An 18,233-nucleotide genomic window follows, 5' to 3' on the forward strand; every position below is an offset into this window, starting at 1 on the left:
AATATTAATCCTTGATGGTCAGGCAAGTAGTCGAGGTAACAGCCAGGCCAGGGGAGATTTGATATGCTTGCGACTGAGTTGTGTGTTGATAGATTGGCGACTCAATTTAAGGTAGCTCGATTCATTAGAAACGCTCCTAGTTATCAAACTCTTTTGATCATTGCATGGGTTAATACGGCCAAGATGACCTAGGTGATTGTTTGGGGTTGAATTTCAAGACTGATTCCTTAGATTCAAGTTCCGAAGTTAGGTGAGTTGATTATATGTGGCGGGGAAGATACTCAAAGTCGCGGTTGCGGCGGTTCCGGTTCCGACAACGGGGCTTTGTGTTGCCTTTAGTGATGGGCATGGGTCTGTTAATGCTCTTAGTTGCGGTGACAATGACCTTCCGTTCGCAAACTCAAAACACAACGGCCTCAGCCCAAAAAGCCTCAGAACGGAGTATCGCGGTTGCCGAAGTTGGCCTGGCGCGGATGCAGGATTTTTTCAGTCGCCATCGGGGGCTGTTACGGCAAAATTTTCCTTGGGCTGGGGCCACAGGTCTTCCGTTGGACGCATTGGGTTGTAATTCTTCTAACAGTGCCTATGCTGAAGCTAATAGTTTGAACAGTATAGTGGGTGTGGATGGTGGGCAATTTCAATTAGTGAGTTACACTGCCCCGACTTCTGTGCCGGGAACTGGGACGTTGGCCTTGCGGGGAGATACGACTGTTGGCAGTGAGGTAAAATCCCAAACCCAATTGCGGGTTAGTATTCCGGTATCAAGGAGTGTGGTTCCTGCCAGTAGTCCACCAGAACTCTGGGCTGAAAACTATACTTTCCCAGGTTCAGGGACGCAAGTTTTATCAACATCTGGCCACCGAATTATTGAGGCGAAATGCGGAACTCTTAGTTCTTCAGTTGGTGTAGGTAATCGAATTGCAGCGGGAACTGTAGTTTCAAATCCTACCCAAACCTTACCTACGCCATTGGCAACACCACCTGGAGCATATGATTTAGGCAATTTAACTGGTTCACCAGCGGTAGTTACGCGATTACCAAGGGCAGGTGATACAGTGAATGGTACGAATGGCGAGTATATTTACCAAGCTTCTATCAATTACTATACTGATCCTGGATCATCACGATTAATTGTCACTCCAGGTCAAAAAGTAACACTTTATTTAACAGGAAACTTGCGTTCTTTACTATCTTTAGGAGGTGGTTCAACAACTCGAATTAAGATTGGACATGATTGTACCGATACAGACTCTCCCCCTGATGGAATGTCCAATGGTTCTACAATCGTAACTGGTTGTGTTCCAGAAAACTTTAAGATTATTGGAACATCTTCGACTAATGAAATTTCTTTTGCTAGTCGTCATACAGTTGGTGGTGGAACAAACTTACAAACCACAACAGAGGCAGTTATTATTGCTCCTAATGCAACTGTTACCCTTGGTCAAAATCTTTACACAACTCGGTTTAAGGGGATGATTTGGGCAAAAACAATTGATTTATCTCAAGGAACGACTACGGTTGAACCGGCAAGCGTGGCCTGGACAATATTGCAACCAACATTACCGCCCATTAGTCCCCCTGGTAGTGTTCTGCCTCTGAGCATGGATACTTTTAGTAAGTGGGAACGGGTGAACGTACCATGAAGCAATTGTTGACTCTCCCAGCATTTCAATTCCGCAGTTCTTTACCTATAAAACCCAATCATCAAGGTTTCTCATTGGTAGAGGTGATTGTCGGGATGTTGATAGCTTTATTGTTTGTGACAACCTCATTACAACTCATGGTTTATGCGTTGGTGTTGGCCTCTCAAGGACGGGGATCCAGTACGGCCAAAAATTGGATTCAAGAAGATTTAGAACAAGTCAAAAGTTTAGCAGCGGCATATAAATCAACAATTTTAAGCTCGGCGACTACGGTGGGAGCAACAACATTAACAGTGGGTTGGACTACGGGGTTTGCCACTGGGGATATTGTTCGTGTCGGCTCTGACCCCAATAACTACACAGTGAGCGGAATTTCGGGAACTACTCTAACCCTCTCTTCGGGGATGACCACTGTTCAATCTGCTAATGCCAATGTCACTGCCGTCAATATGTGTAATGCCTCAACTCAAGCTAACGGGTTTGCCTTTGCACTTCGGACAAATCTGCCTGCTGTTGCAACCACAACTAAAGCAATCGGCGGGAAAAACTATACCTTAACTAGAGGTAGTGCCGGGGGGGGAACAACACCAGCTATTTCATCTACTGCTCCTTTTAATGTCCTGCAAATTTCCTATAAAGTCGTTCCAGAAGGCGAAACAACACCTATTGCAACCCTTGATACGGAGGTGATTCCCGATGCGGCGATTAAATGTCCCTAATTCCAAGGGATTTACCTTACCAGAAATGTTAGTAGTAGTGGTCATTATCGGGATTCTTGCTGCCGTATTCGTCCCTAGTTTTTTGCGCTGGCTAAACAATCAACGAATTAAAGATGCACTAGTAAAAGTTGAAGGCACATTTAAGGAAGCTCAACGAGAGGCAATTCGCAATGGTAAAAACTGTAGCTTTACAGTCAGCACTTCGGGTGGTGTGACGACGTTAACGGATACAGATCCAAGTAATAAATGTTTGGTTACAGGGGCACGGGTAATTAAGAATGACTTGGGTTCTTTCTTGAGTCCAAACATTGAAGTTCAGTTTACTGGAGGCCCTGATTTTGCTTTTAAAAATGATGGACAAACAGACTTTGGTAATTCAACAACATTTATTCTAAGTATACCCAATAGTGGTGCACAACAAAGATGCTTAGTAGTTTCATCAGGAATTGGCATTATGAGAAACGGAACATATTCTGGTAGTACTTGCACATCAACTCAAATCCAATAATGAATTCATCTAAACTTATTAACAAGGGTTTTACTTTAACTGAGCTACTCATTGGTGCTTTAATGGCTGGCATAATTGTTGCTGGTTTAGGATATGCATTAGTGAGCCTTCTTGGGTTTGATAAAAATAGTCAAGCTGATGGTGAGCGCAGAGTCGAAATTGATCGTGCTTTAAGTTATATATCCAAGGATATTCGAGAAGCTTATTCTGTCTCTGTACCTACTGGCTATACAGTCCCAAATACAACTTGTAATGTTAATACCCCAGTTCTTCATATTCGTACTCGTGATAATCATATCAATGCACCAACTGAAGGAGGAATTAAAGTACGTCATACAATTTATTACTATCGCGATATAAGCACTTGTTCTGCTAGTCAGGCTGTTTGGTTAAGGCCAGGTATGATAATGAGAGTTTCTAAAAACAGCGATGAAAGTTGGTTCCCTCCTAATCCTCCTGCTACATTACCTTCGGTGGGTGGTTCTGGGACAAATGAATTGATGGATGCTGTTCAAACACCTACAGGAGGTTTTACTTGTCCTTCGGGAACTCAAACTGGGACAAATGGCTTTTATGCCTGTATTGAAAACTCACGGGCTGTAACGATTCATATCTTTGGGCGCGGATCAAGAGGGGTCACAATGCCAGGCCAAGCGACACGGGTAGCGGTACGAGGACGGTAAGGCCGATGGGGGTTGTTCTTAATCCAGGCCCCTAGGGCGGTAACTGCCGAGGAGATGCGCGTAAACATAGGACAGTTGGCACCCCAGCAGAAAAATTGCACAGGTTAAATAGATCCACAGCAGTAAGATGATCACATTGCCGATGATCCCATAGGAGAGAAAGTGACTGCCAATTGTAATGATGCTATTGCTAACTAGCTGTTGTAATCCTTTGAGGAGTCCTGTTGTTAGGAGTGCCCCCAGCCAAATATCACGCCACTGCACTCGAGTTGATGGCAAGATCTTAAACAGAATACTGGTTGCGAGGCCGAGGAGAAAGAGGGATGAAACACCCTGCAAGGCCTGGGCTAGTTTGAGATGATCAAGTTGGAGCAGAGAGAAGCTATCTTGAAATGCCGCAATCAACGTTAAAATCAATTCGACCAGGATATTAATGATTAGTGAAAGAAAGAGTAGTAATGCTGTACCAATTACTAATAAGAAAGCTAACAGTCTATTGAGCAGTATTGAAAGCACTGCCCCTTGTAAGGATGGCCGTTGGGGGCGGGAATATGAGGACTGCCAAATCTGATTAATCGCAACTCTTAAGCTAGTAAAAACTGTACTGGCTGAAAATAGGAGGAGAATAAACCCCACCAGGCCGGCTCCGGTACTACTTTGATGAAGGGCGTACATTGTCTCCTGAACCAGATCATGAACGGTTTCGGGGAGGAATTGTTCAATACTGGCTTTGATGGTTTGAAAGCCTGCGCTACTCGGCCCCAGGAAATATCCCAGGCCACTGAGTGCCACAAGCAGCAGCGGAAAGAGTGATAACAGAGCATAGTAGGCCAGGGCTGCGGCCATCTGATTACCCTGATTTTGACTCCAAAGTCGCCCGGTTTGAATCAGCAGTTGGACAGGTTTGGCCGGTAGGATTACAGACTGGAAATACCTGATGATCCGGGCAGTGGGGAGACGGGTGCGGTGGACGTTATTTCGCTGGAGGGGCATGATAAATTGGGAATTACTCTGTGGTTGAGGTTAAAATGCCATCGCTAGAGCTTGAACAGCTTTCCTTGCCTCAATTAGTAGCCCAGATGGTCGTGGTGCGGGCCAGTGGTCATATTTTTGATCAACAAATTCAGTATCCGGCCTGGGAGCCACCTGTAGATATTCTCAACCACTGGGTTAAGGAGTTGGGAGTTGGGGGTGTGATTTTCCTCGGTGGCAGTGCGGCGGAACTGGTCCATCGCTGTCAAGGATTGCAATCCCAGGCCCCGGTTCCTTTACTACTAGCGGCGGATATTGAAGAGGGGGTTGGGCAACGATTTTCAGGGGGCGTAGAATTTCCACCTCCATTGGCCTTAGCTGAAATTGCCAAAACTCAACCCGAACTCGCCCAAAACTACGCCACTCAAATGGGGGCCTGTACGGCGCGGGAAGCACTGAACATTGGCTTAAATTGGGTCTTGGCTCCGGTGGTGGATGTTAACAATAATCCGGCCAATCCAGTGATCAATGTCCGGGCCTTTGGAGAAACTCCCGCAATTGTCAGTCAGTTAGCCAGCGCATTCATTCAGGGGGCCAGAACCTATCCAGTTTTGACAACAGCGAAGCATTTCCCCGGCCACGGTGATACAGCCACAGATTCCCATTTAGATTTGCCTGTTCTACCCCATGACCGTAACCGTCTAGAAACCCTGGAATGGCCACCTTTTCGCGCCGCAATTGCCGCCGGGGTAGATACAATCATGAGCGCGCATTTATTAATTCCCGCCTTAGATGCCATCTTGCCGGCCACCTTGTCTTATCAAGCCTTAACTGAGGAATTACGTCTCAACTTAGGATTTCAGGGGTTAATTGTCACAGATGCCCTCGTGATGGGAGCCATTGCCAATCGTTATGGTGCAAATCAGGCCCCAGTCATGGCCGTCAAAGCAGGTGCTGATATTTTGTTGATGCCCGTTGACCCACCCGGAGCTATTCAAGCAGTTGTGGAGGCCGTAGAAGCGGGAGAAATTAGCCGTCAACGGATCGAGGCATCAGTCACCCGAATCTTTGCCGCTAAAGCAAGAATTTTTTCTAAGCCGTCAGATTTTGGACTAGATTCACTCTCTCAGGTAGAAGACTGGCAACTCAGTGAAGATATCCTAAGGGCATCGCAAATTGTTAGCGACCAGGCCTGTTCAGCTTTAGAAATTGGCAACGGAATTAATTGTCTGATTGTTGATGACTGGCTCCACCAAGATTATTTAAGTCGGAATGCTCCGGCGGTGAAATTACCTGTAGAGTTTGGCTTTAGGGAACTGGAATTAATTGATCGTCATATTCGATTAGAACAGTTTAATCAAAGGGCGCAGCAACCAACACTGGTGCAAGTTTTTAGTCGTGGTAATCCATTTCGGGGCCTGGCCGGATTAAGTCAGCAAGCCCAGGCCAAACTTCAGCAACTCATCGCCTCAGACAATTTTGCTGGGATCGTCATTTATGGTAGTCCCTACGTTTTAGACAGTATTAAGCCCAATCTCCCGGAAGATATTGCCTATGTGTTTAGTTATGGCCATAGTCTCTTGGCTCAAAATCTTGCCATTGAAACCCTCTTTCGTCACCCCTAACTCATAAAAATCATGGCTGAATACGACACCATTGCCAATTTATTCCAGGCCTCGCGGAATTTACCCTTTCGTTGGCACAGTGAAGCCTATACATATCTCAACCTAATTGGGAATGTCACTGGGCTAAAAATCCTCGACCTGGCCTGTGGGGAAGGGGTTTATAGTCGTTATTTCAAACAACAGGGGGCGGCTCAGGTTGTTGGTGTAGATATTTCTCCGGAAATGATTGCCTTAGCTAGGGCGGCTGAAATCCAAAATCCCTTCGGAGTTGAATATTTAGTGGCCGATGTGACTGAACTAGGGAAGATTGGTGAGTTTGATTTAGTGGTTTCCTCCTATTTGGTCAATCATGCGCCCGATCGACCTACCCTCCTGAAAATGCTCCAGGCCATTGCCAGAAATCTTCACCCCCAAGGTCGAACCATCAACATCACCAACAACCTCGGCCAGGCCCCGGAAACGTTTAATATCTGTGCTCCCTATGGCTTTACTAAAACCGCCCAACTCCCTTTAACAGAGGGAACTCCCCTAGAAGTTGGTTTCATTTTGCCCGATGGGACTGAGTTTAAGGTGATTGATTTTTACCTCAGCCCAAGGACTTACGAGCAAACTTTTCTCCAGGCCGGGTTTGCGCCCATTGACTGGATTGATCCTGAAGTTTCTCCTGAAGGTATTCAAGAGTGGGGAGAATCATACTGGCAAGATTGGTTAACCCACAAGCCAATTACAATAATTTCAACCCAGCTAATCTAAAATTCTGGAGTGGTCAATGTTTCCTGAGTCTGTGCATCAAAAGCTGAAGCAATTAATCAATAGCAATCAAGAAATCATTGATGCCATCAAATCAGAAAGTAAAAATCGTCCAGCACGAGAACTAAAATCTATTGCAGAGTCTCAAGGCTGGTGGTTAGATCGTACTCCTGGGGATCACAAAATCTATAAGCATGATGAATATTTTGAGCATCCCAATTATTCGGGTTACATTACAATTGATGATTGCAATGATAATTTATCTGCCCGCCAAGTCAGAGGTGAATTACAAAAAATATTTACTCCTAAACAAAAGAAACTCATTCAAGAATTTATTGTCGAGCCAGAGATTCGATCAACCTTGAGGAAATGGTTAACATTTAATGTCGAGGTCGCTGAAGCTCCAGAGCTTCAAACATTAGTAAATGAAATTGAAAATTTAAGGCAACAACTTTACATTCGCAATCAAGAAATTCACTTTCTGACCCACTCAATTTCTCTTGATACGATTCAAAATAATGTTGAAGATCAGCAAACCTTAGAGGCAATTCTGAACGAAAATCAGCAGTTGATTGACCAAAAAAATGATGAAATCAATCAGTTATTTGCTGATCTGGCTCAAAAAGAAAATGAATTAACTGTATCTGGGAATGAAATTAAGTCTTTACAGGCAGAAAAGAGGAATCTCTTCGCTGAACTTGCCCAATTCCAAGAACAACAGCAGCATCTTGTTGAGTTAGAACAGGAGTTAGCTGATCTCCAACAACAAATTCAAAATCTACAACCCTTTCGGCAACAAGTGCAACAATTACAACGGCAATTAACCCAGGCCGAGATTCAACGTCAAAATCAAGTCGCAGCCTTAAACCAAGATCGTCAACAACTCATTCAGCAATATCAAGCCCTTCAACGCCAACTAGAAACGCAAATCGCCACCTTAAACTCACAGATTCAACAATTAGATGCTCAAAACCATCAACTCCAGGCCTGGGGCAAAGAATTACAACAAAACCTGAATCAAGCTACCTTAAACCAGGCTCAATTAGTCCGTACATCTCGCCGCAGTATCCAAAAAACCTTGTGGATTTCCTCGGCCATTGCAGCTGTAATTGTGGCATTTAACCCCGGTCCAAGATGGATCAATGCGGTTGCGGTTGCGGCAATTCCCACGGCGACGATGGCATTGCAAAAACGGGGTTAACGTTACACCTTTGACTGTTAAACCTTTGGCAGAGTGGATCAAACAGGAGTATAGGCTGATTTTCGAATGAGCGTGGCCACTTGGTTTACTAAATCAACAGGTTGAAACGGCTTGACAAAATAGGCATTTGCTCCCAGTTGCTGGGCCTTGTAACGGTGTTGATCACCACTGCGAGATGTTAGCATTGCCACCGGGAGAGCTTCCCATTGGGGATGATGGCGGACTTCCTGTAACAGAGCAAACCCATCCATGCGCGGCATTTCCACATCTGAAATAATTAACTGCACCGGATCATCAATTCGATTTAATTGCTCCCAGGCCTCTTGTCCATCTCGGCAGGAAATTACCCCATAACCGGCCTGGGTTAAGACCCGCTCTAAGAGCCGCCGCACCGCCACCGAGTCATCTACAATCATCAGGGTTACTGGCGTAATCCGGGCCACCGGAGGGGTGAGTGGGGGAGTGGCTGGTAATTCTGGACGGCTTTGGAGTAAAAGTTCAAACTGAGGCGGAGAAAGGACGGGCACAACCGCACCTGTTCCCAAAACTGTACAGCCCATCACATAGGGAGGGACTTTAATGGTGATGTCAAAGGGTTTTAAGACAAACTCCCGCTCTTCTAGCAAAGCATCCACCCCTACAGCCATGGGTCGCTCATTTACCTCCACCACCACCCCAATTACAGGTGTGAGGGGAGCAGCTTTGGTGGGGCGAGCATAGGGTAAAAATTGTTGTAGCGGGGCATAGGGAATCGTCTGATCTTTCCAGATAATTCTGGTTGTCGGGATGCCTGGCTCCATAAACTCGGACAGCTTAATCACCTCCAAGATGTTCACAGAGGGAATTGCCAGGGTAAAATCATGGGTTTGACACAGCAATAAGGGCAGAATATTCAGAGTTAGGGGTAAGGCCAAAGTGAACGTTGTGCCCTGTTTGGGTTTGGTGCTGATCCGAATCGTCCCTCGCAATCGCTCCACTTGCAGCCGCACCACATCCAGGCCGACACCCCGCCCCGATAAATCCCCTACTTTCGCCGCTGTAGAAAATCCGGGAGCAAATAAAAACTCTAAAATCTGCTCTTCCGTCAATAGGGAAACCGCCTCAGCCGGACACAGCCCTTTTTGGACAGCTTTTTGGGTCACTTTTTCCAGATTCACCCCCTGCCCATCATCCATCACACTAATCAAAACCTGATTCCCCGACACTTTAGCCGAGAGAATGATTTTTGCGGTGGGATGTTTACCATTGCGTTGACGGACTGCGGCAGGCTCAACCCCATGATCAAAGGCATTCCGGACAAGGTGGGTGAGTGGGGTTTTCAGTTGCTCCAGAATGGCCTGATCTAGTAAGGTATTTTCCCCATGAATTTCCACGCTGAGGGGTTTTTGATAGCGTTGACTAAGGCTATTCAGGGCCGGGATAAATCGCTCTGCAACGACTCGAAAAGGGACAAGCCGGGCATCGGTTAGATCGGCCCGTAAACTGCCTAGAAACTGCCGCCCATCATCCAAAGCTGTTTGCAGTTCCCGATTCAGAAGGTCAATGTCGGCCCCTGTCTCCTGAATCCGGGCCATGATTTCCTGAAAGTCTTGCAGAGTGGAATGAAGTTCTGTGTAGCGATCAAATTCGAGACTGTCAAATTCCGGAGCGGGATCAGGGGAGACCCCTAGGGGTAAATGATGCCCATTTGCTTTGAGGCTTGGTGTTGTGGCCAGGCGGTCATAGAGGGTTTGCACCTGTTCTCGAATCGGCCCAAATTGGCTAATTCGGCGTTTGAGTTCGCGGCTAATTTGCTGAAACTGGGCCTGGTAGAGATTTAGGCGTTCTTGACTAATCAGTAACTCGCTGACCGTATTCCCCATCCGATCCATCCGAGTGAGTGGGATCCGCAAATTCAGGGATGCTACTTCAGATTTTGGGGCTGGTTCTAGTTGAGGAGGTTGGGGGGATTGGGGGGACGGAGAAGTTGGCTCTAAAGATGGAGAAGATTCTGGCGTTGTCGGAGTTGGGTTCTGAGGGGTTGACGTAAGTTTTCCGGCCAGAAAGTCTGCCCGTTGGAGCCGGATTTCACTGATGATGGCCGGGACTAACTCTGTGAGAGGGGCCTCACTGCGAAGGGCGGTAATTTGTGCCACAACCTCTGTCAGCCAGGCCAGGTTCAGGGTTTGCCCCAAGAGTTTGGTCTCTACTAAAAAGCTATCGAGGGCCCCATTGAGAACAAATTCTGGCTTGGCCTGGGCCGCTTCTAATTGCTTGAGGCTATCCTCCAAATCCGTTGTTAAGACAGCTTGGACAATTGGGGAAATCCGGCTGGGGCTGATTGTTGGAGGTGGGGACTCCCTGGGGAGATCATTTAGGTATTGATCTAGGGCCTGGAGCAGGGCATTGCGGTTGGGGTCTTGTTGGGGGGATTGCGCCTCGGTTGCGGCCACCACTAGCCCGTGAATCTCTTCAACCCCCAAGGCCAACAACTCATGGGCTGTACTGTAATCGCGGGCCCGGCCCTGATGTAAAGCTTCGAGCAAGTCTTCTAGGCGATGGGCAACCTGTTGTAAATCAGGTAGTTGGGCAATACCTGCACCCCCTTTGAGGGTATGGGCTGCCCGCATCAATTCTGAATAGGCGCTGAGGGATGGTTGAGCTTGACGAGTCAGGGCCTGGACTCCCTGTTCCAGCATCCCCAAATATTCCGGCGCATCCTCTTGGAGAAAGCAAAGGCGGGCTTCACGGGTAATGGCATCAAGGTCAGCAGCATTCAGAGGCATAGGGCATCCACCTAAGACAATTTTCCGCTAGTCAACTTGGAAACGTGAGACCGTACTTTGTAGTGTTTCAGCCACGGATACTAATGTCTGCATCGAACTGGCCACCCCTTCTGATTCTGAGGAGGTGGTTTGGGCAATGGTCGCAACTTCTTGGATGGTTTCATTGACCACTAAAGAGGCTTCTGTCTGGGAAACGGTGGACTTAGAGATACTTTCTAGTAGCGCATCAATCTTTTGGCTGATACTGGCCAGGCCTTGGAGGGTATCTTTAGTTTGGGCCACCAGTTGTGTCCCTTTCACCACCTGGGTTGTGCTGGCTTCCATTTGGCTTAAAACGTCTGCGGTTTCCTGTTGAATGCCAGTGACTAACTGTTCAATCTCGTGGGTCGAGTCTGTAACCCGTTCTGCCAGTCGGCGGACTTCATCTGCCACGACCCGGAACCCCTGCCCATTTTCACCCGCCCGCGCTGCTTCAATGGAGGCATTAAAAGCTAAAAGGTTGGTTTTTTCCGAAATCCCGGAGATGATGTTAACGATTTTCGAGACCTCCTGGGAGGATTCCGCAAGGCGTTTCATCCGTTTTGAGGTTTCGGCCACACTGGTGCGGATATTTTCCATACTGTCCACGGTGGCATCCATGGTCTGATCCCCAACTTGGGCCGATTCCCGGGCCTGGCGGGCAATTTGGGCGGCTTCTTGGGCCGAGGCGGCAACGGTCTGAATGGACTGGGCAATATTCGCAACGGACTCGAGGGTGTTGGCAATTACCTCGGCCTGGGTTCGGGCTTCCCTGGATAACCGTTGGACGGATGTTTCACTGGAACGAGCCGCCTCTTGGACTTGGTTTGCCGCCGCTTGCACCTGGGTCACAATGTCTCGCAAGCTCCGCACGGTGGCATTAAACGCGTCAGCAATAGACCCCATTTCCCCTTCATCCACCTTGGCCCGGACAGTTAAATCTCCCCGCTGGGCCCCCTCAATATCCAATAGGAGGTTAATCACAGCTTCTTGAACTCGGAGGCGTTCTTGTTTTTGCTGTTGAGCTTCGGTGCGGCGTTGGGCCTCTAAATCGGTGACGGTCTGGTAAAAAGCCTGAATTTTCTGGTCAATGTTTTGTAAATAGCCCACCAATCCAACCACTTGGGGATCCTGCCAGGCCACCTGTGGTAACTCAGCACTCCAATCTTCTCCGTGATTATGGAAAATATTGAGTAATTGGCTCAACTCTGCCCGGAGCTTCTTATCACTGCCGCCGAGAAAACTAAAAACTGTTGGGGGTGGAGTCAGGGCAACCTTAGGAGGAGTTGGGGCTGGAGCATGAATCGGCTCTCCCGCAATGGCGGCCAGACTATTTTGGGCACTGATGCCATAGAAGCCATGCTCATCTTCGGCCACAAGGTGTTGATAAATGGCGGTTGCTTCTGCTGTTAAACCCTGCTGCTCATAGGCTGTGGCCAAACTAAATTGAGCCAGGTAATCCTGGGGATCAGCGGTAACGATTTGCTGGAGGGCGGCCACATCTTGGCGAATAATCGCTTCAAAATAGGCATCATTACTGGGAATACCCCCAGAGGTGGTGAGGGAATCAGTCGTCAGAGTCATAGGAGGGCCATTGAGGTAGGGGAAGAGTACAGTTGTACGGCAGTAAAAATAGCTGCAACGTTTAATTTCAGTAAGGAGTATCCAGGAGGATGAATCCACGCTGAGAAAAATTGATGCATCCGTTGTTCCAGACGGGGGGGCACAGGGCTAATGTCCTTGGCCTGGCAGGCCACAATTCCCCGCAGATGACTCGTCAGACAACCCAAACGATACTCAGTCTCTTGATCTTCAGCTTGATCGGGAAGCCAATTAACAACTAGGGCTGGGGAGCGGCGGCGTTTAGTGGTGTGGGTTGGCTGTAACCCCAAGAGGTATTCCAAATCAACCATCCAGAGTAACCGCCCCCGTTGATTGACAACCCCCAACAAGGCTGGCGCAACCCCTGGAATGACACAAAGTTCTGAGGTTTCCAGCGTCAAGACTTCTGCTGTTTGGGCTAATGGCACCGCAATATGCACAGATTTAGTCAATTCAATATGGAAAAACTCTTGCTCCATAACTCCCCCAATTTGCCCTAGCCCTTAATCGTGTAAGTATTCGGCAACAGTCTCCAGCAGTTCATCAGGATCATAGGGTTTAGTAATGTAAGCATTCCCCCCTTGTCGCAAGGCCCAAAACCGATCAAATTCTTGATCCTTTGATGAACAGAACACAATTGGAATCTCCTTAAGGGCTGGTTTAGCTCGGACTTCCCGACATAACTCCAGGCCATTGGCTCCAGGCATGACAATATCTAAAACAATTAAATCCGGCGGTTGATTTTCAGCCAGCCATGTTAAGGCCAGTTCTGCTGACTCAGCCAAGGCAACCCTATGGCCAGACCGTTCCAATAAACCCGTCAGCAATTGTTGCTCTGTGCGCGAATCTTCGACAACCAAGACTGTTTTCATGCTTTGTATCGTCCTTTTCCTGCTTTCTGCTTCCTATTGGCTAAGCGACTGTTGGCCGGGCCTGGCGGGCAAAACGTTCTGCCAAGGTGAGTAATTCTTGGGGGGTAAATGGCTTGGTTAAATAGTCTGTTGCGCCGACCATCCGGGCCCGAATCCGGTCAATTAGCCCATCCCGTCCAGTTAACATCACAATGGGTACATCCTTGAGGAGATCAGACTGGCGCAACATTCGACAAAGCTCATACCCATCCACCTCCGGCATCGTAATGTCCATCAAGACTAAATTCGGTTTTTGCCGGGCTAAGGCGGTAATTGCTCGGGCTGGTTCTGTCAGTCCCATGACCTGATAACCCGATGTCTCTAAAATGAGCCGGACATTGCGCTGCACAGTTTTACTATCGTCAATGCAAGCCACGACTGGGCGTTGCTCTTGTTTGGGTTTCACAAAGGGGCCGACATCAATTCCACCCTCGGCGATCAGAGATTTAAGAATGGTGGCGGTGTCGAAGGTGGATAGTTTGAGCTTTGTCGCCAAGCTGTAGATGCTGACACCAGGGGTGAGATGGGTAGTGAGTCCCTTAAAGAGGGTTAAGTTGGTGCTATGTTCCCAAAGGCATTGCTGGAGTTTGTTGGGGTTCGTAATGGTCACCCGTTGGAAGGGAGAACTGATGATAGTCCGCAGTTGGGCCCACTGAGAGATTTCGCTGCGCATCGGCAGAATGGCCTGGCGAATGGGCACAGATAAGATTAAATTCTCCAGGCCCAAGACCCGGTCAAACTCAACTTCCGCTTGGGGCAAGGCCAGCAAATGGACTAGGGCTTCTTGGCTGAGAAGAAAGATCAGCTTGCGAAGTTGGGTCAGATTGACTGTGCCTACTTTCCATAACTGACAAAGCCACTGATAGTCGGTCTGGTTTTCTGTAAAGTTGGCGGGCAGCCGGACCCCAATCTGCTGTAGCACATAGGCAATCCGTTCTGGCTGTCCCATTTTGCTGTTGGCATAGTGAAGTTGACCATTGCCCACATACAGTTGCCAGATCACAGATTTATCGTTGGGATCGAAAAAAGTAAACCGGCCAGACAAGTGAGATGCCGTAATTTTCTGAAGTACCTTGGCCGGAAACACCATTGGGTTGCCCTTCGCTGTCGGCTTCGGAGGAGCAGTGTTAGAACTCGGTAAGGTGGTGTGTGTCATGGTCGCTGTGGCTAATCCTCAAGGTATGTAGTATTTGTGTCGTGTTGAGTCGGAATCGAAAACTCTACGAACCTATTCAATAAGCAAATATAGCTTCCCCTCAAGTTCCCCTCTAAAGTCTTTAGTCCACACCCCTTTCACTGAGCTAAAGTTTCAGTGACTCAAAGATGTGTAGGCATCATATCTCACTGATTTGATTTTGACTACAACCCCCTTGGTACAGCTTAGAGAAATCTCCTCTAGTAAAATGTATCTAAATTAACAATTCCTCGGGGATGGAAAACACTATGAAATTGGGGAGCTGCGGAGGAAAGACTTTTTATGGTTACCCCCACCGCCTATTAGTCAGTATCTTCCAGATTTTAGCCAGGCCTGTAATTAAAATTTCCTATTGATATCATCAGGTTTTATGCATAATCCAATGCTGATTATCAACGGATCTTATCTGAGCTTTGATCAGCCTGACTGGTTATATTGTTCAAATGCCTTAAGCTACGCCCCCAAGCCATATCGGGTTGTCCAGATTAGGACTGGTAAGGGCCAGTTAGAAAACCTTTGGCTCCTATAGCGTTACTCATTTAGGGCTCTTATTGGGACAAATCAGGAAATGTTTTATGGGCAGTCTTTTTAAGATTTCCACGCTCTCAAAACAGTCTGCGTAACGCTATAACATGAGATTTTTATGAGTCAATACTCTCAATAGGTTCAATGTGCTAGTTAAAAATGAGAAGGCATAGTCTTACTGAGGCTTGAACCAGGCCTAGATTAAGAACACGAGGATAATGATGGCTAAAGAAACCAGAAAGCTAGTTGGAATCAGTCGGCGGCCTAAGCGTCTAATTGTTTTTGTCTCCATTTGCACTTCCTGCTGTCGTTTGGTCAGATAAACATTCACAACTAGGGTTAAAAAGATGGAAATACAACAAATCAAAAAGAAAGCATCAAAAAAGGTTAAGTAACTGACTCGTGGTAAGCTGCTGCTAATACTAAAGTTAAACGTAATTGCCGTTAGTAGTGCCCCAATGGAAAGCGGAAACGGGCCAGTGGGGACATTCAAGAGGGGAACCCAAAGAGATAACCAGGCCACGATGACAATCAGAATTAATGGTAAGAATGCCCGCCAAAGATAAAAGCCACTCCGCCGTTGAATATGAATCGCAAACCGAGCTTGGGATTCTTCATCTGCCTCAGGCACGAGTTGGGTAGTAACAACGTCTTGGGTAATTTTCTCCAAGTTCCATTCGCTAATAAAAACCTCTTTTCGCCACTGACTGGGCCTGGGGCTAACGGTGAAGACGACTTGATTACTGGTATAGTTGCCAGATTCTAAAATTAGCTTTAACTGCTGTTGATCAAATCGAAAACGAACTAAGTTTAACTCTGAAGATAATTTTAAGTTGAGTCTGCGAATATAGGTCACGGTTCCATCTGGCTCAACAGTGACATCACCATCACTGGGAAGTTCCAAATTAGCACTGTTGACAACTTCCACATCAGGAGACCAAATTGATGCTAGGGGTATAAATTTTTCTGACTTGTCCGCTGAATCGGGAGTAAAGGCTAAGCGTGAATCCTGCCAACTCAACCAAATAATTGTGTTTAATTGATAATTTTGGAGAACTTGATTGATCTCCCCAAAGTCATAGACAAAAATGCCAGCCTTGATCTTGACAGGTTGTTGTAGGGGCAGTTGAGCTTGAGCTTTTAATTGGCCGGTGATGGGTTGAATATCTGCGGCAATGCTCAGCATCGGGGGAGGTTCTGCCAGGCCGGGGGGATGCCCCATACCGACAACCAAAAGGAAGAAGCCCAGGCCCCAAACCCAAGCCCATCTGAATCCCCTTGAATACAATCTAACGCCCACCCACCGTAATACTATCTACCTTGATATGGGGTTGTCCGACCGTCACATAAATACTGCCACTGACAGAACCACAAAAACCCGCTGCCAGGCCCAGATCTTGGGAACACATGGAAATCCGGTTCATAATTTCCTTGGCTTCCCCAATCAGCGTTGCGCCTTTGAGGGGTTTGGTAATTTTGCCGTTTTCAATCAGGTAAGCTTCTTCCACCGCAAAGTTAAACTGTCCCGTGGCCCCAACACTGCCACCACCCATTCGTTTGCAATAAAGTCCTTTATCTACGGAAGCGAGGAGATCATCCAGAGAGTAGTCTCCGGGAGCAATATAAGTATTTCGCATCCGTGACGCGGCAGCAAAGGCATAACTCTGGCGGCGACCACTCCCGGTGCGAGGATGACCAGTCCGTAAAGAACCAGCCCGATCACTGAGGAAGTTTTTCAGAATCCCCCGCTCAATCAAAAGAGTCCGTTGGGCCGGCATCCCTTCATCATCCATATCAATCGTGCCAAATGCCCCGCTGGAAATGCCCTCGTCCCAGGCCGTCAGGTTTTCATGGGCAATTTTCTCCCCTTTTTGATCAATAAATGGGGTCGTTTGCCGCTCAATTTGGGTTGTTTCCAGTAAATGCCCACAGGCCTCATGGAAAATCACCCCGCCAAATTGGTTAGCCATGATCACCGGATAAGTGCCTGACTCAATGTAATCAGCCCGCAGCATCCGCCCCGCCGCTTCGGAAACATCAGCCGCCGTGGTTTGATAGTCCCAGGCCCGGAGGAAATCAGGATTACTGGTATCTCCTTTGCGCTCACCAATGGAAGTCCGATGCTCTCCATCTGCACACAACACCGAGGCTCCAGCGGATTGGGTCAAACGAATATCCCGAGCAAACGTGCCATCACTGGCCGCCACCAAGATTTCCTGCCAATCGCGAAAATAACTAATCCGCCGTGATTGCAAATGCTGGGTCGCTCGGGCAATTTCAGCACTGGCCCCTAAGAGAATCTCCCCCGTTTCCTGGATCGAGCTACAGGTTCCCAACCAAAAATCTTTCCCCTTCTGGCCACTGTAATCCCGGAGTAGCTCCAAATGAATTTCGGGGACATAGGCCTGGGCACTGGGGAGATTGAGACCGAGCAACAATAGAGCTTTTTCAAGGGCGGCCCGTAAGCCCGCAAAACTTAAATCGTTGGTGCTGACATAACAATCCCCCGTTCCTCGGAACACCCGCACCCCGGCCCCAGTGGTTAAGCGCGGCGAAATGCTGGTGATTTTATCTTCTTCAGCCAAGCAGCTAATGTAGTTGACCCGTTCCAGGAAAAATTCAACTAAATCGGCTCCGGCGGCTCGTCCCAGGCCCAGCAAGGTAGATAACGGAGCTTCCCAAGACAGATCAAAGCGTTCGGAATTGGGGGCATAGGTGAGATTGGGCAGTTCGTGGGAAATCAGCAAAGTTGCAGGAGCCATGAAAAAATATGTCCTTGATCAGTACCGGAAGGGTGAGAGAGGTAGGGCTTTTGGGGCGCGATGTCTTTACAAATTTAACAAATCTCAGCTAACCCAGAATTATCAGAGTTGACCCGATGGGTATTTCTCAAGGTTTTAGTCAATGCTTGAGTGCGGGGCAGAACGTGAGTCAATGTGAGTGAACAGGCCCAGGCCTGGGATAGATTGAGGCAAAAATTTAGAACGTTGACTCGGAAAAGTTGACTCTGACTGTTTTGAATTCTGTGAGTTTGAATAATGTGGGGTGTCAATGCCTGAGAGCAAAAATTATAGTTCAAAGAGAAAAGCTCCAGGAGTCTTGCCGTGTTTCGACCC

At 47.7% G+C, this 18,233-nt stretch carries 15 protein-coding genes; 7 read left to right on the top strand and 8 right to left on the bottom strand.

From position 1 onward, the window contains the following. Positions 1–263: 263 nt before the first annotated feature. Genes RIF25_RS06280 through RIF25_RS06295 form a run of 4 tightly spaced genes read left to right on the top strand, consistent with a single transcriptional unit; the run spans position 264 to position 3,553 of the window. On the top strand, positions 264–1,643 hold the full coding sequence (locus tag RIF25_RS06280) for a hypothetical protein (protein ID WP_322877693.1): 1,380 nt from the start codon (positions 264–266) through the stop codon (positions 1,641–1,643). Continuing rightward, the gene (locus tag RIF25_RS06285; protein ID WP_322877694.1) at positions 1,640–2,362 is read left to right on the top strand and encodes a type IV pilus modification PilV family protein; all 723 of its coding nucleotides are present in this window, start codon (positions 1,640–1,642) and stop codon (positions 2,360–2,362) included. Before RIF25_RS06280 ends, RIF25_RS06285 begins: the two co-directional genes overlap by 4 nt. Beyond that, positions 2,340–2,870 (top strand): type II secretion system protein, encoded by a 531-nt coding sequence (locus tag RIF25_RS06290; protein ID WP_322877695.1) that lies wholly within the window; start codon positions 2,340–2,342, stop codon positions 2,868–2,870. Before RIF25_RS06285 ends, RIF25_RS06290 begins: the two co-directional genes overlap by 23 nt. Beyond that, complete coding sequence (locus RIF25_RS06295) at positions 2,846–3,553, top strand: PulJ/GspJ family protein (protein WP_322877696.1); 708 nt, start codon at positions 2,846–2,848, stop codon at positions 3,551–3,553. Before RIF25_RS06290 ends, RIF25_RS06295 begins: the two co-directional genes overlap by 25 nt. An 18-nt stretch (positions 3,554–3,571) precedes the next feature. Here the strand turns inward: RIF25_RS06295 and RIF25_RS06300 are convergent, their stop codons facing one another. Next, entirely contained in the window at positions 3,572–4,546 is a 975-nt protein-coding gene (locus RIF25_RS06300; protein ID WP_322877697.1) for a YihY/virulence factor BrkB family protein, read from the bottom strand. 35 nt (positions 4,547–4,581) lie between these two features. Here RIF25_RS06300 and RIF25_RS06305 point away from each other — a divergent pair, with 35 nt between their 5' ends. From RIF25_RS06305 to RIF25_RS06315, 3 genes are read left to right on the top strand one after another with little or no spacing between them, the layout of a single operon-like run. Further along, positions 4,582–6,150, top strand: coding sequence for a glycoside hydrolase family 3 N-terminal domain-containing protein (locus RIF25_RS06305; RefSeq protein ID WP_407682348.1), 1,569 nt, complete (start codon positions 4,582–4,584; stop codon positions 6,148–6,150). A gap of 12 nt (positions 6,151–6,162) precedes the next feature. Beyond that, on the top strand, positions 6,163–6,903 hold the full coding sequence (locus RIF25_RS06310; RefSeq protein ID WP_322877699.1) for a class I SAM-dependent methyltransferase: 741 nt from the start codon (positions 6,163–6,165) through the stop codon (positions 6,901–6,903). A gap of 16 nt (positions 6,904–6,919) precedes the next feature. Next, positions 6,920–8,101, top strand: a complete 1,182-nt coding sequence (locus tag RIF25_RS06315) for a hypothetical protein (RefSeq protein WP_322877700.1) — start codon at positions 6,920–6,922, stop codon at positions 8,099–8,101. 38 nt (positions 8,102–8,139) lie between these two features. Here the strand turns inward: RIF25_RS06315 and RIF25_RS06320 are convergent, their stop codons facing one another. From RIF25_RS06320 to RIF25_RS06350, 7 genes are all read right to left on the bottom strand, one after another. Continuing rightward, the gene (locus RIF25_RS06320) at positions 8,140–10,866 is read right to left on the bottom strand and encodes a hybrid sensor histidine kinase/response regulator (RefSeq protein WP_322877701.1); all 2,727 of its coding nucleotides are present in this window, start codon (positions 10,864–10,866) and stop codon (positions 8,140–8,142) included. Between the two features lie 27 nt (positions 10,867–10,893). Then, entirely contained in the window at positions 10,894–12,468 is a 1,575-nt protein-coding gene (locus RIF25_RS06325; RefSeq protein WP_322877702.1) for a methyl-accepting chemotaxis protein, read from the bottom strand. Further along, a complete protein-coding gene (locus tag RIF25_RS06330; protein ID WP_322877703.1) occupies positions 12,465–12,965 on the bottom strand; it encodes a chemotaxis protein CheW in 501 nt (166 codons plus the stop codon). Before RIF25_RS06330 ends, RIF25_RS06325 begins: the two co-directional genes overlap by 4 nt. Before the next feature lie 24 nt (positions 12,966–12,989). After that, on the bottom strand, positions 12,990–13,358 hold the full coding sequence (locus RIF25_RS06335; protein ID WP_322877704.1) for a response regulator: 369 nt from the start codon (positions 13,356–13,358) through the stop codon (positions 12,990–12,992). A gap of 40 nt (positions 13,359–13,398) precedes the next feature. Further along, the gene (locus tag RIF25_RS06340) at positions 13,399–14,553 is read right to left on the bottom strand and encodes a response regulator (RefSeq protein ID WP_322877705.1); all 1,155 of its coding nucleotides are present in this window, start codon (positions 14,551–14,553) and stop codon (positions 13,399–13,401) included. A 760-nt stretch (positions 14,554–15,313) separates the two neighbouring features. After that, on the bottom strand, positions 15,314–16,339 hold the full coding sequence (locus tag RIF25_RS06345) for a ligand-gated ion channel (protein ID WP_322877706.1): 1,026 nt from the start codon (positions 16,337–16,339) through the stop codon (positions 15,314–15,316). Positions 16,340–16,406: 67 nt separating this feature from the next. Beyond that, positions 16,407–17,879 carry a TldD/PmbA family protein gene (locus RIF25_RS06350; RefSeq protein ID WP_322877707.1) on the bottom strand — a complete coding sequence of 491 codons (1,473 nt, stop codon included), beginning with the start codon at positions 17,877–17,879 and terminating at the stop codon, positions 16,407–16,409. Positions 17,880–18,233: the final 354 nt, after the last annotated feature.

It is taken from the genome of Pseudocalidococcus azoricus BACA0444 (assembly GCF_031729055.1).
GTDB lineage: Bacteria > Cyanobacteriota > Cyanobacteriia > Thermosynechococcales > Thermosynechococcaceae > Pseudocalidococcus > Pseudocalidococcus azoricus.